The 12,862-nt window shown below is 69.8% G+C and carries 11 protein-coding genes; 8 read left to right on the top strand and 3 right to left on the bottom strand.

The features are described from left to right. Window positions 1-22 precede the first annotated feature (22 nt). On the top strand, window positions 23-1,507 hold the full coding sequence (locus AC27LF_RS07705) for a catalase (protein ID WP_479656355.1): 1,485 nt from the start codon (window positions 23-25) through the stop codon (window positions 1,505-1,507). Between the two features lie 290 nt (window positions 1,508-1,797). Here AC27LF_RS07705 and AC27LF_RS07700 read toward each other — a convergent pair whose 3' ends face one another. Beyond that, window positions 1,798-4,089 (bottom strand): transglycosylase domain-containing protein, encoded by a 2,292-nt coding sequence (locus AC27LF_RS07700; protein ID WP_479656356.1) that lies wholly within the window; start codon window positions 4,087-4,089, stop codon window positions 1,798-1,800. 214 nt (window positions 4,090-4,303) lie between these two features. Here AC27LF_RS07700 and AC27LF_RS07695 point away from each other — a divergent pair, with 214 nt between their 5' ends. From AC27LF_RS07695 to AC27LF_RS07675, 5 genes are all read left to right on the top strand, one after another. Continuing rightward, complete coding sequence (locus AC27LF_RS07695; RefSeq protein ID WP_479656357.1) at window positions 4,304-5,239, top strand: SPFH domain-containing protein; 936 nt, start codon at window positions 4,304-4,306, stop codon at window positions 5,237-5,239. Beyond that, on the top strand, window positions 5,236-5,478 hold the full coding sequence (locus tag AC27LF_RS07690; RefSeq protein ID WP_479656358.1) for a type II toxin-antitoxin system antitoxin: 243 nt from the start codon (window positions 5,236-5,238) through the stop codon (window positions 5,476-5,478). Before AC27LF_RS07695 ends, AC27LF_RS07690 begins: the two co-directional genes overlap by 4 nt. Before the next feature lie 94 nt (window positions 5,479-5,572). Then, entirely contained in the window at window positions 5,573-6,097 is a 525-nt protein-coding gene (locus tag AC27LF_RS07685; RefSeq protein WP_479656359.1) for a PadR family transcriptional regulator, read from the top strand. Further along, entirely contained in the window at window positions 6,094-6,783 is a 690-nt protein-coding gene (locus AC27LF_RS07680) for an ABC transporter ATP-binding protein (protein ID WP_479656360.1), read from the top strand. The genes AC27LF_RS07685 and AC27LF_RS07680 overlap by 4 nt, the downstream gene beginning before the upstream one ends. Next, window positions 6,780-9,158, top strand: a complete 2,379-nt coding sequence (locus AC27LF_RS07675) for an ABC transporter permease (RefSeq protein WP_479656361.1) — start codon at window positions 6,780-6,782, stop codon at window positions 9,156-9,158. Before AC27LF_RS07680 ends, AC27LF_RS07675 begins: the two co-directional genes overlap by 4 nt. Before the next feature lie 61 nt (window positions 9,159-9,219). Here AC27LF_RS07675 and AC27LF_RS07670 read toward each other — a convergent pair whose 3' ends face one another. Continuing rightward, a complete protein-coding gene (locus AC27LF_RS07670; RefSeq protein ID WP_479656362.1) occupies window positions 9,220-10,164 on the bottom strand; it encodes a LysR substrate-binding domain-containing protein in 945 nt (314 codons plus the stop codon). Window positions 10,165-10,297: 133 nt separating this feature from the next. Between AC27LF_RS07670 and AC27LF_RS07665 the strand changes: the two genes are divergently transcribed. Further along, complete coding sequence (locus tag AC27LF_RS07665) at window positions 10,298-10,852, top strand: peroxiredoxin (RefSeq protein WP_479656363.1); 555 nt, start codon at window positions 10,298-10,300, stop codon at window positions 10,850-10,852. Between the two features lie 4 nt (window positions 10,853-10,856). Beyond that, complete coding sequence (locus tag AC27LF_RS07660; protein WP_479656364.1) at window positions 10,857-11,390, top strand: alkyl hydroperoxide reductase; 534 nt, start codon at window positions 10,857-10,859, stop codon at window positions 11,388-11,390. Between the two features lie 41 nt (window positions 11,391-11,431). Here AC27LF_RS07660 and AC27LF_RS07655 read toward each other — a convergent pair whose 3' ends face one another. Continuing rightward, window positions 11,432-12,760, bottom strand: a complete 1,329-nt coding sequence (locus AC27LF_RS07655; protein ID WP_479656365.1) for an AI-2E family transporter — start codon at window positions 12,758-12,760, stop codon at window positions 11,432-11,434. Between the last annotated feature and the right edge of the window lie 102 nt (window positions 12,761-12,862).

Here is a 12,862-nt window from a genome sequence, read left to right as displayed (position 1 = left end):
CGAAGCGACCTGACGTAACCCCATGCACGACGGGAGGACGCTCGTGACGCAGACACCTCAGCAGACTCCGTACACCACCAACAACGCCGGAATCCCCGTGGAGAGCGACGAACATTCGCTCACCGTGGGATCCGACGGTCCTGTCCTGCTCCAGGACCACTACCTCATCGAGAAAATGGCCCAGTTCAACCGGGAACGGGTCCCCGAGCGGGTGGTCCACGCCAAGGGCTCCGGGGCCTACGGCGTCTTCGAAGTCACCAACGACGTCAGCCAGTTCACCAAGGCGGATCTGTTCCAGCCGGGGAAGCGCACGGAGATGCTGGCGCGCTTCTCGACGGTCGCGGGCGAGCAGGGCTCCCCCGACACCTGGCGCGACCCGCGGGGCTTCGCGCTCAAGTTCTACACGGAGTACGGCAACTACGACCTGGTCGGCAACAACACGCCGGTCTTCTTCGTGCGTGACGCGCAGAAGTTCCAGGACTTCATCCGCTCCCAGAAACGCCGGCCCGACAGCGGGCTGCGCGACAACAACATGCAGTGGGACTTCTGGACGCTGTCCCCCGAGTCCGCGCACATGGTGACGTGGCTGATGGGCGACCGCGGCGTCCCGAAGACATACCGCCACATGAACGGGTACTCCTCGCACACCTACATGTGGGTCAACGGCGGCGGCGAACGGTTCTGGGTCAAGTACCACATCAAGACCGACCAGGGCATCGACTTCCTCACCCAGGCCGAGGCGGACGAACTGGCCGGCGCCGACGGCGATGTGCACCGGCGGGACCTGTTCGACTCGATCGCGTCGGGCGACGCGCCAAGCTGGACCATGCATGTGCAGGTCATGCCGTTCGAGGACGCCCCGGACTACCGGTTCAATCCGTTCGACCTGACCAAGGTGTGGCCGCACGGCGACTATCCGCTGATCGAGGTCGGCCGGATGACGCTGAACAGGAACCCGGACAACTACTTCGTCCACATCGAGCAGGCCGCCTTCGAGCCGTCCAACATGGTGCCGGGCATCGGCCCGTCGCCGGACAAGATGCTGCTCGGCCGGCTCTTCTCCTACCCGGACACGCACCGCTACCGGATCGGGCCCAACTACGCCCAGTTGCCGCCGAACCGGCCGCACTCCCCGGTCCACTCGTACGCCAAGGACGGACCGATGCGGTACGAGGCCGCCGACACCGGTGCGGTGTACGCGCCGAACTCGTACGGCGGGCCGGCCGCGGACGTCGCCCGGTTCGGTGACATCGCCGGGTGGCGGACGGCGGGCGAGATGGTACGCGAGGCGTACGCGCTGCATCGCGAGGACGACGACTGGGGGCAGCCCGGCACGATGGTCCGCAACGTCCTCGACGACGCGGCCCGGGACCGGCTGGTCTCCAACGTCACCGGTCATCTGAAGCAAGGGGTCACTCGGCCGGTGCTGGACCGTGCGGTGCAGTACTGGCGCAACATCGACAAGGAAACCGGCGACCGGATCGCCCACGGGGTCAACGGGCGGTAAGCGCTTGGCTTGCGCCGAGTGCGCCGAGTGCGCCGCGTCGGCTGAGCCCGGCGGGGAACTGCGGGTTCGTTGTGGCGCGGTTCCCTGCGGTCGCGCCGTTCGGGCTGAGCAGCATCGGCAACTGCAGATCCGTTGTGGCTGGTCGCGCAGTTCCCCGCGCCCCTGACGGGGCACGGCCGGTTCAAAAGGTGCGGGCCTCGCCGTGGTTGCTCGCGCAGTTCCCCGCGCCCCTGACGGGGCGGAGCCGCGTGTCGTGTACAGAACCGCGCCCCTTGCGGGGCGCGGTTCTGTTACTGCTCTATGGCTGGGTTCTGGGGGTCTTGTGAGGTTGGGTCTGTTGCTGTTTGTGACGGGATGGGAGGGGCGGTGGTTGTGGGGGGTTGGGATGTGGGGGTCTGGGACGTGGGGGTCTGGGACGGGGTTTGGGAGGGGGGTTCTGAGGTCGGGGGGGTGGTGGTCGGGGTCTGGGACGGGGTCTGGGACGGCGGCGGGGTGTAGGTCGGGGTGTCCGTCGGCTTGACGGCCGCGCCCTGCGTGGTGTCCAGGTCGAACTTCGCCTTCTCCGTGACGCCGAACGTGTAGGCCGCCCAGATCTCCGCCGGGTAACCACCGCCGTTGATGCGGCCGCTGCCCGGTATCAGCCCGGTCGCACCCATCAGCGTGGTGTGCTTGCCGGTCTTGGCGTCCTCGCCGAACAGGCCGACCGAGGTGACCAGATCGGGCGTGTAGCCGGTGAACCAGGCGGAGATGTTCTCGTCGGAGGTACCCGTCTTGCCCGCCACCTGCTGCCCCTTGCGCAGCGGGTTGCCGGCCACCGACTTCTTGGCCGTACCGTCGTCGACCACACCGGTCAGCACCGAGGTCACCGTGTCCGCGGCCGTCCGGCTGATCACCTGTTCACCGACGGGGTCGGGCATCTCGACCGTACGGTTCCGCTTCTCCGCCGACTTGACGATCGACGGCGTCACCTTCTTGCCGTGGTTGTTCAGGGTGGCGTAGATCCCGGCCATCTCCAGCGGGCTGGCGCCCATGGAGCCCAGCGTCTGCGCGGGCACCGCCTGCATGCCCTTGGTGTCCATGCCGAGGTCCTTGGCGGTGCTCATCACCTTGTCCATGCCCACGTCGACGCCCATCTGCGCGAAGACCGAGTTCACGGACTTGTTCATGGCCGTCTGGACCGTGATGTCGCCGTAGTCCTGGTTGTCCTCGTTGGGCGGGGCGAAGCCGACCTTGGTGCCGTTGTCCGTGACCTGGTGGCGGCTGGTGCCGTCGTAGACCGTGTCGGCGTCGATCTGCTTGCCGTCCTGCGTCTTGGCGTCGTTCTCCAGCGCGGCGGCGAGGATCACCGGCTTGAACGTGGACGCGGGCTGGTAGTCGCGGCGGGTGGCGTTGCTGAGGTAGTGCTTGTAGTAGTCCTTGCCGCCGTACAGCGCGACGATCCCGCCGGTCTTCGGGTCGACCGACACGGCACCGGCCTGGACGTCCCCGTCGACCTTGCGTTTCTTCGCGTCGAGCTTCCCGGTCAGCTCGGCCTTGACCGCCTTCTCCAGCGCGGCCTGCCGCTTCTTGTCGATGTTCAGGGTGATGGTCCAGCCCTGGTCGACGACCGCGCTCTCCGCCTGGGACTGGGTCAGCCCCTCCTGGTCCATCAGCTGCTGCTCCAGCTGCTTGTTGGCGAGGTCGACGAGATAGCCCTTCTGCCCGTCGAGGCCGGGGGCGCCCCTGGGGTTCTCCGGCTCGGGGAACGTCATGGCGTCGCGCTCGCCCTTGCCGAGCCAGCCCTCCTCGACCATGTTGTCCAGGACGTAGTTCCAGCGAGCTTTCACCAGCTTCTTACCGGTCTCCGAGGCGACCGCCCAGTCGTACTGGCTCGGCGCCTGGAGCAGCGCGGCCAGATACGCGCCCTGCTCGATGGTGAGGTCCTGGGCGTCGACCCGGTAGTAGGCCTGGGCGGCGGCCTGGATGCCGTAGGCGTTACGGCCGTAGTAGCTGGTGTTGATGTAGCCCGCGAGGATGTCGTCCTTGGACTTCTGGCGGTCCACCTTCAAGGAGATGACCAGTTCCTTCAGCTTGCGCGTGACGGTCTGGTCCTGGTTGAGGTAGTAGTTCTTGACGTACTGCTGGGTGATGGTCGAGCCGCCCTGCATGCCCTTGCCGGAGAGGGTGTTGAGCAGACCTCGGGCGGTGCCCCTGAAGTCGACGCCGGAGTCCTTGTAGAAGGTCTTGTTCTCGGCCGCGACGAAGGTCAGCTGGACCTTCTTCGGCACCTTCGACAGGTCGACGATCTCCCGGTTGACCTCGCCCTTGCGGGCCAGGATCGTCCCGTCGCTGTACTTGTAGACGTTGCTCTGGCGCTGGGCCGCCGCGTTGCCCGCGGGAACGTCCACCATCAGGTACAGCACGATGAAGGCGCCGATGCCGAGCAGGCACAGCCCGAGGAACGTGCCGAGGATCTTCTTCCAGGTGAACAGCCTGCGTATGCCGCTCTTGCCGGACCGGCCGGCCGCTCGCGACGAGCGGCGCCTGGGCGCTGCGCGGTGGCCACCGCGTTGTCGCGCTCGTCTCTCTTCCGCTCGTCCCATGGATCAGCTCGCTCCGCTTCGGTCTCGGTCAGCTCAGAAAGCTAACACCCGTCTCTATGACAAAGAGCCTTCGATCCGCTCTTTTGCGGACGTGACAATCAGCACCAGCCCCACCGGGTCCGACGACCCAGAGGCGTGGAGGGTTGCGTGAGAGGGTAAAGTGTTATCACTTTGCTAGTAGACAAGCAGACACCACAAGAACGGGGGGACACCCATGTCCGCACGTGAGACGACCGCCACCGCCGACATCCCGGAGATGCCCGCACCACGAGTGCGGGAGGTCCCGGCGCACAGCATCGGCGGCGGGCTCGCCCTGCTGCTCGGCCTGGTCGGCATGGTGGTCGGCGCCTCGATGGCCGCGAGCGCGACCGCGGTCGAGGGGGCCGGGGCGAGAGCGGCCCTGATAGTCGTCGGCGTCCTGGTGGCCCTCTGCGCCTTCCTGTCGACGTGCGGTCTGAACATGGTCGCGCCGGGCGAGGCCCGGGTCGTCCAGCTCTTCGGCCGCTACCGGGGGACGATCCGGCAGGACGGGCTGCGCTGGGTGAACCCCTTCACCTCGCGCAAGAAGATCTCGACCCGCGTCCGCAACCACGAGACCGCGGTCCTCAAGGTGAACGACGCCTACGGCAACCCGATCGAACTGGCCGCCGTCGTGGTCTGGAAGGTCCGGGACACCGCCCAGGCCGTGTTCGAGGTCGACGACTACGTCGAGTTCGTCGCCACGCAGACCGAGACGGCCGTGCGGCACATCGCCATCGAGTACCCCTACGACGCGCACGACGAGGACGACCTCTCGCTGCGCGGCAACGCCGAGGAGATCACCGAGAAGCTCGCGGTGGAACTGCACGCGCGCGTGGAGGCGGCCGGGGTGCAGATCATCGAGTCCCGCTTCACGCATCTCGCCTACGCCCCCGAGATCGCCTCGGCGATGCTCCAGCGGCAGCAGGCCGGCGCGGTCGTCGCGGCCCGGCGGCAGATCGTCGACGGGGCGGTGGGCATGGTGGAGGCGGCGCTCGCCCGGATCGCGGAGCGCGACATCGTGGAGCTGGACGACGAGCGGAAGGCGGCGATGGTGTCCAACCTGATGGTGGTGCTGTGCGGGGACCGGGCGCCGCAGCCCGTCCTGAACACCGGGACCCTGTACCAGTGACGGACTCCGCCGGGACACCGAGGCGTCGGCCGCAGCAGCGCAAGCAGGTGCTGCTGCGGCTCGACCCGCAGGTCTACGAGGCGCTGGCCCGGTGGGCCGGGGACGAACTGCGCTCCGCCAACGCCCAGATCGAATTCCTGCTGCGGCGGGCGCTGGCGGACGCGGGCCGGCTGCCCAAGGAGACCGGGCCGCTGCCGCGGCGGGGCCGGCCTCCCGCATCGGATGTATCGGAACCGTGACAATCGGCTCCCACCTGCGCATCCGTACGCCCGGCCACGATCACCGCACTCCGCGTATACACGCGACGTATACACGGTGTGTAGAGTTCCTGGCATGTCCATCGGTCACACCCTTCTGGGACTCCTGGAGTCCGGCCCCCGACACGGCTACGACCTGAAGCGGGCCTTCGACGAGAAGTTCGGTCACGATCGGCCGCTGCACTACGGCCAGGTCTACTCGACGATGTCCCGGCTGCTGAAGCACGGGTTCGTGGAGGTCGACGGGATCGAGGCGGGCGGCGGGCCCGAACGCAAGCGGTACGCCATCACGGACGCCGGGATCACCGACGTGGAGCGGTGGCTGGCGACGCCCGAGAAGCCGGAGGAGTACCTTCAGTCCACCCTGTACACCAAGGTCGTCCTCGCGCTGCTCACGCACCGCGACGCCGCCGTCATCCTCGACAGCCAGCGCGCCGAGCACCTGCGCACCATGCGGATCCTGACCGACCGCAAGCGCAAGGGCGACCTCGCCGACCAGTTGATCTGCGACCACGCGCTGTTCCATCTGGAGGCCGACCTGCGCTGGCTCGAACTGACCACCGCGCGGCTCGGCAAGCTCCGAGAGGCGGTGGCCCGATGACCCCGCCCCCCGGTTCCCTGCTGGCCGCCGAGGATCTGCGCAAGGCGTACGGGCCGACCGTCGCGCTGGACGGCGCCTCGTTCTCCATCCATCCCGGCGAGGTCGTCGCCGTCATGGGCCCCTCCGGGTCCGGCAAGTCGACGCTGCTGCACTGCCTGGCCGGGATCGTGCCGCCCGACTCCGGTTCGATCACCTACGCCGGCCGGGAACTCGCGACGATGAACGACGCCCAGCGCAGCCTGCTGCGCCGCTCCGAGTTCGGGTTCGTCTTCCAGTTCGGCCAGCTCGTACCGGAGTTGACCTGCGTGGAGAACGTCGCCCTGCCGCTGCGGCTGAACGGCACGTCCCGCAAGGAGGCCGAGCGTGCCGCGCTCGGCTGGATGGAGCGGCTGGAGGTCGACGACCTGCGGGGCAAGCGGCCCGGCGAGGTCTCCGGCGGCCAGGGGCAGCGGGTCGCCGTGGCCCGGGCCCTGGTCACCGAACCGCGCGTGCTGTTCGCCGACGAGCCGACCGGCGCGCTCGACTCGCTCAACGGCGAGCGGGTGATGGAACTGCTGACGGACGCGGCCAGGTCCACCAACGCGGCCGTCGTCCTGGTCACCCACGAGGCCCGGGTGGCGGCCTACTCGGACCGCGAGGTCGTCGTACGGGACGGGAAGTCACGGGACATGGAGCGCGTCGTATGAGCGCCCGGCGGGAGCAGCCGCCCGGCGGCGCCGTGCCGCGGCGCCGGGGCGGGCTGCGGGATCTGGCCCTCGGGGCCCGCTTCGCCGTCACCGGCGGACGCGAGGGCTGGGTACGGCTGTTGCTGACGGCCGCCGGCGTGGGGCTCGGCGTGGCCCTGCTGCTGCTGACGACCGCGGTGCCCAACGCGCTGTCGGTGCGGCACGACCGCGAAGAGGCCCGCGCGGACTACACCTACGGCACCACCGTACGGCCCCGCTCCGACGCCACGCTGCTGATCGCCGACGTCGACACGGAGTTCGGGGACAAGATGGTGCGTGGCCGGCTGGTGGAACCGGAGGGGCCGCGGGCCCCGCTGGCGCCCGGACTGGACCGGTACCCGGCCAAGGGCGACATGGTCGTCTCGCCCGCGCTGCGGGACCTGCTCGCCTCCGACGACGCGCGGCTGCTGCGCGAGCGGCTGCCGTACCGGATCGTCGGCACCATCGGGGAGAGCGGGCTCATCGGCTCGCACGAACTCGCCTACTACGCGGGCGCCGACGGGCTCGCCGAGCGGATCGACGGCTCCCAGGTGGGCCGCATCACCGAGTTCGGCGACCCCAACCCGACGGACCAGCCCGCCGATCCGGTACTGGTCCTGCTCGTCCTCGTCGTCTTCGTGGTGCTGCTGATGCCGGTGGCCGTGTTCATCACCGCGGCCGTACGGTTCGGCGGCGAGCGGCGCGACCGCAGGCTGGCCGCGCTGCGCCTGGTGGGCTCCGACAGCCGGATGACCCGGCGGATCGCCGCGGGCGAGGCGCTGGCCGGTGCGGTGTTCGGCCTCGTCCTCGGCACCGTCTTCTTCCTGATCGGCCGGGAGGTGGCGGGCTCGGTCGAGATCCTCGGCATCAGCGTGTTCCCAAGCTATCTGAACCCCTCGCCGCTGCTGGCCGCGCTCGTCGCGTTCGCGGTCCCGGCCGCCGCGGTCCTGGTCACCGTGCTCGCCCTGCGCGGTGTGGTGATCGAACCGCTGGGCGTGGTCCGCACGGCGCGGCCCGCGCGCCGGCGCCTGTGGTGGCGGCTGCTGCTGCCGCTGGGCGGCCTCGCGCTGCTCTATCCGATGATCGGCCAGGGCCGGGACAACGGGAACTTCAACCAGTACCTGGTCACCGGCGGGGTCATACTGCTGCTGGTGGGCATCACGGCGCTGCTGCCATGGATCGTGGAAGCGGTCGTCGCCCGGCTCGGCGCCGGTTCCGTCGCCTGGCAACTGGCCGTCCGCCGACTCCAGTTGAGCAGCGGCAGCGCGGCCCGCATGGTCAACGGCATCGCCGTGGCGGTGGCCGGCGCCATCGCCCTGCAGATGCTGTTCGCCGGTGTGGACGACGACTACACCAAGCAGTCGAGCAACGACCTCACCCGGGCGCAGATGCAGCTGAACGTGGCGAGGGACATCGACCTGGCCGCGGCGGCCGACCAGTTGGCGGCGACCCGGGGCGTGCGCGGGACGACGGCGCTGGCCCACTCCTCGGTCAGCGACACATCGTGGCGCAAGGACCCGGAGCGCACCGCCGGGCTGACCGTCGGCGACTGCGCCGCGCTGCGCGAGGTCGCGTCACTGCCCTCGTGCCGGGACGGCGACGCCTTCGCCGTGCGCGGCCAGGAATGGGACACGGACACCCCGAAGCTGGCCAAGCCGGGCACGAAGCTCTACATCGACGACTCGTACGGCAACCGGCCGGGAGACGGCGGCATCCCGCTGACCGTGCCGGCGGGCCTGAAGCAGGCGCGGGCGATCGACTCTCCGAACGGCGGTTTCACCAGCGGCTTCCTGCTGACCCCTGGCGCGCTGCCCGGGAAGGCCGCCGGGGTGATGGGCGGCACGATCTATCTGTCCTTCGACGCGTCCGTGCCCGACGTCAAGGAGTACATCCGCAACACGGCCGCGCGGATCGACCCGCGGATCGACCCGATGCTCTGGTCGGCCACCGAGCAGTCCGCGAGGTTCACCTCCATCCGTACCGGACTGTTCGCCGGCGCCGCCTGTGTGCTCGCGCTGATCGGGGCCAGCCTGCTGGTCTCGCAGCTGGAGCAGTTGCGCGAGCGCCGGAAGCTGCTGTCGTCCCTGGTCGCCTTCGGCACCCGGCGGCGCACGCTGGGCCTGTCGGTGCTGTGGCAGACGGCGGTGCCGATCGCGCTCGGTCTGCTGCTGGCCATGGTGGTGGGCCTGACCCTGGGCGCCGTGCTGCTGCGGATGACCGGCACGGCGGTGAGCGTGGACTGGGCGAGCGTGCTGTCGCTGACCGGCTTCGGCGCCGCCGTCGTCCTCGGCGTGAGCCTGCTCAGCCTGCCGCCGCTGCTGCGGCTGATGCGCCCCGACGGGCTGCGCACCGAGTAGCGGGCGCCTCGCAGGACCGGGGCCCCTTCCGCGGGAAGGAGGGCTTCCGCGTAAGGGGCCCTCAGCCGTGGGCGAGCAGCCGCACGGGCAGCGGGCGCAGCGCCTCCCGCAGGGCGGTCGCGAGTTCGCGGTACTCGGCGCCGCGGGCCGCGCCGGTGCGCATCGCGAGGGCGACCCGGCGGCTCGGCGCGGGATCGGCGAAGTAACCGGTCAGCAGCCGGGCGCTGCGGCTCGTCTCGACCTTGACGGCGGTGCGCGGCAGCAGGGTGCAGCCGAGCCCGCCGGCCACGAGCTGGACGAGGGTGGAAAGACCCGCGGCGGTGGTCGCCACCGGGGCGTCCGCGCGGCCGGCCTCCCGGCAGATGTCCAGGGCCTGGTCGCGCAGGCAGTGCCCCTCGTCGAGGAGCAGCAGGTTCAGCTCCCTGAGCGCTTCGCGGGGGATGCCCTCCCGGCCGCCGAGCCAGTGCTCCGGGGGTGTGACGAGCACGAAGTCCTCGTCGAAGAGCGGCAGTTCGGTGACGCTGGGGACGCCGAGCGGGACGGCGAGCAGCAGCAGGTCGAGCCGGCCGCCGGTCAGCCCGTCGACCAGGCTGGCGGTCTGCTCCTCGTGCACCTGGAGGTCGAGGTCCGGATACCGGTCGTGGACAAGGCCGAGGACGGTCGGCAGCAGATAGGGGGCGACGGTCGGGATCACCCCGAGCCGCAGCGCGCCGGTGAACGGCGCCCGCACCGCCTCCGCCTCCTCCAGCAGCGCGGCGACCTCGGTGAGCACCGCCTTCGCCCGAACGGCCAGCCGCTCACCGGCGGGCGAGAGCAGCACCTTGCGGGTCGTACGCTCCAGGAGAGTGACGCCCAGGGTCTCTTCGAGCGTGGCGACGGCCCCGGACAGCGCGGGCTGGCTCATGCCTATCGCGGCGGCGGCGTCCCGGAAGTGCAGGTGCTCGGCGACGGCGGCGAAGGCGCGCAACTGGGACAGGCTGGGCTGCCTCCGCTTACCTGCGGTCACTGATAGCTACCTCCGATCAACACGACTGAGTGTAGCTATTTCCCGAATCAATGCCGTCTGTGCCACCATCAGCACCGTCCAACCCATGGGAAACGCCTGTGACCGGGGCGTTTCCTCGCTGCAAGGAGAGCGCGTGCTCACTGTCGGTGACAAGTTCCCCGAGTTCGACCTCACAGCCTGCGTCTCGCTGGAGAAGGGCAAGGAGTTCGAGAAGATCAACCACAAGACCTACGAGGGCAAGTGGAAGGTGATCTTCGCCTGGCCCAAGGACTTCACCTTCGTGTGCCCGACCGAGATCGCCGCCTTCGGCAAGCTGAACGAGGAGTTCGCCGACCGCGACGCGCAGGTCCTCGGCTTCTCCGGCGACTCGGAGTTCGTCCACCACGCCTGGCGCAAGGACCACGACGACCTGCGCGACCTGCCGTTCCCGATGATGTCCGACTCCAAGCACGAGCTGATGCGCGACCTCGGCATCGAGGACGCGGAGGGCTTCGCCAAGCGCGCGGTCTTCATCGTCGACCAGAACAACGAGATCCAGTTCTCGATGGTGACCGCGGGTTCGGTCGGCCGTAACCCGAAGGAGGTCCTGCGGGTCCTGGACGCCCTCCAGACGGACGAGCTGTGCCCGTGCAACTGGTCCAAGGGCGACGAGACGCTGGACCCGGTCGCGCTGCTCGCCGGAGAGTGAGTCCGTGTCCCTCGACTCTCTCAAGTCCCGGGTACCGGACTACGCGAAGGACCTGAAGCTCAACCTGGGCTCGGTCATCGGCAACTCCGACCTGCCCGCCCAGCAGTTGTGGGGCACGGTGCTGGCGACGGCGATCGCCGCACGCTCCCCCATCGTGCTGCGCGAGCTGGAGCCGGAGGCGAAGGCCAACCTCTCGCCCGAGGCGTACACGGCCGCCAAGTCGGCCGCCGCCGTGATGGCGATGAACAACGTCTTCTACCGCACCCGCCATCTGCTCTCCGACCATGAGTACGGCACCCTGCGCGCGGGCCTGCGGATGAACGTCATCGGCAACCCCGGGGTCGACAAGGTCGACTTCGAGCTGTGGTCCTTCGCGGTGTCCGCGATCAACGGCTGCGGCATGTGCCTGGACTCGCACGAGCAGGTGCTGCGCAAGGCCGGTGTGACCCGCGAGGTCGTCCAGGAAGCGTTCAAGATCGCCGCGGTGGTCCAGGCGGTGGGCACCACCCTGGACGCCGAGGCGGTGCTCGCCGGATAACCCGCTGCGCCACACAGGCGGTTCCGCGCTCCGGGCCCCGCTCACCCTTGGTGGGCGGGGCCTTCCGCGTCCGCCGGCACCGGCTCCTGCCGGACCGCGGGCGGGGCCGGACGTGCCCGGCCGGCGCTGCGCAGGGCCTGCTCCTCGGAGTAGGCCCGCAGATAGCCGACCACCGTGTTGGTCACCGCCACCAGGGGCACGGCGACCACGGCGCCGCCGATGCCGGCCACCATGCCGCCCGCGGTGACGGACAGGACGACGGCCAGGGGATGCACCCGCACCGCGCGGCCCAGGATGAACGGCTGCAGGATGTGCCCCTCGATCTGCTGCACCGCCAGGATCACCACCAGCGTCATGCCCGCGGTGAACACGCCCTGGGTGACGAGGGCGACCACCACGGCCAGCACACCCGAGGCGACCGCGCCCACGAGCGGGATGAACGAGAACAGGAAGATGAACACGGCCAGCGGAACGGCCATGGGGACGTTCAGGAAGTAGATGCCGAGCCCGATGAAGATCGCGTCGATCAGGGCGACCAGCACCGTGCCGCGGACGTAGGCCGTCAGCGTGCGCCAGGCGCGCGGGCCCGCGCCGGCCACGCCCGGCCGGGCCGCGGCCGGCACCAGCTTCAGCGCCCACTGCCAGATCCGGTCGCCGTCGTAGAGCAGGAACAACGTCGAGAAGAACACCAGCAGAATGCCGGTCAACGCCTCGACGACGACCTGAACTCCCTCCAGTCCGGCCGACGTTATCTGGTCGGTGTTGGCGCCGATCGCCTCCCGCAGGCTCTTGGCGATCTGGTTGATCTGCTTGTCCGTGACGTGGAACGGGCTCTGCAGCAGCCAGCGGCGCAGATCGTCGATGCCGCTCTGGACCTGGTCGGAGAGCGTGTCGATGTTCTCCATGACCTGCCAGGTCACGAACCAGCCGATCAGCCCCATCACGATGAAGCCGAGGATCGCGGTGAGTGCGGTGGCCGGGCCGCGCGGCACACCGTGCCGTTTCAGCCGGGCGACCGTGGGCTGCAACAGGGCGGTGACCAGCAGCGAGATGACGAAGGCGAACACCACGAGTTGTACGGAGCTGATGACGCGCATCAGCACCCACACCGTGCCGGCCAGCACCAGCAGCCGCCAGCCCGCCTCGGCCGCGACCCGTACGCCCCAGGGCACCGCCTGCGCGGGGTCAGGGCGGACGATCCGGACCTCGGCCGGGTCCTGGTGGTCGTCGGGCAGCGGCTCCTCGGCGGGCGCCCGCGGTGGTTCCTCGGCGTGCTGCCGCTCCGCCGCCACCCGCCGCTCGTCCAACCGCTCCCCCATCTGCGTCAGTCCGGCTCCGACCCGGCCGAGCCATCCTGGCACTCGCGACATGATCCGTCCTTCTCCCGCATGTCCCCGGGTGCGCCCCACCACTCCTCCCAGGAATCGTCCGTCCGACCGTACACGGCAACAGCCCCTCCCCGTAGGACGGGA

This window comes from Streptomyces diversicolor, assembly GCF_057537855.1.
This window is presented reverse-complemented; position numbering and strand designations above follow the sequence as displayed.

Bases quoted from the DNA above. Each gene is read 5' to 3' on its own strand.
- AC27LF_RS07675 (WP_479656361.1), top strand. From the start codon at position 6,780: ATGAGCGCCCGGCGGGAGCAGCCGCCCGGCGGCGCCGTGCCGCGGCGC.
- AC27LF_RS07685 (WP_479656359.1), top strand. From the start codon at position 5,573: ATGTCCATCGGTCACACCCTTCTGGGACTCCTGGAGTCCGGCCCCCGA.
- AC27LF_RS07695 (WP_479656357.1), top strand. From the start codon at position 4,304: ATGTCCGCACGTGAGACGACCGCCACCGCCGACATCCCGGAGATGCCC.
- AC27LF_RS07655 (WP_479656365.1), bottom strand. From the start codon at position 12,760: ATGTCGCGAGTGCCAGGATGGCTCGGCCGGGTCGGAGCCGGACTGACG.
- AC27LF_RS07705 (WP_479656355.1), top strand. From the start codon at position 23: ATGCACGACGGGAGGACGCTCGTGACGCAGACACCTCAGCAGACTCCG.
- AC27LF_RS07680 (WP_479656360.1), top strand. From the start codon at position 6,094: ATGACCCCGCCCCCCGGTTCCCTGCTGGCCGCCGAGGATCTGCGCAAG.
- AC27LF_RS07700 (WP_479656356.1), bottom strand. From the start codon at position 4,089: ATGGGACGAGCGGAAGAGAGACGAGCGCGACAACGCGGTGGCCACCGC.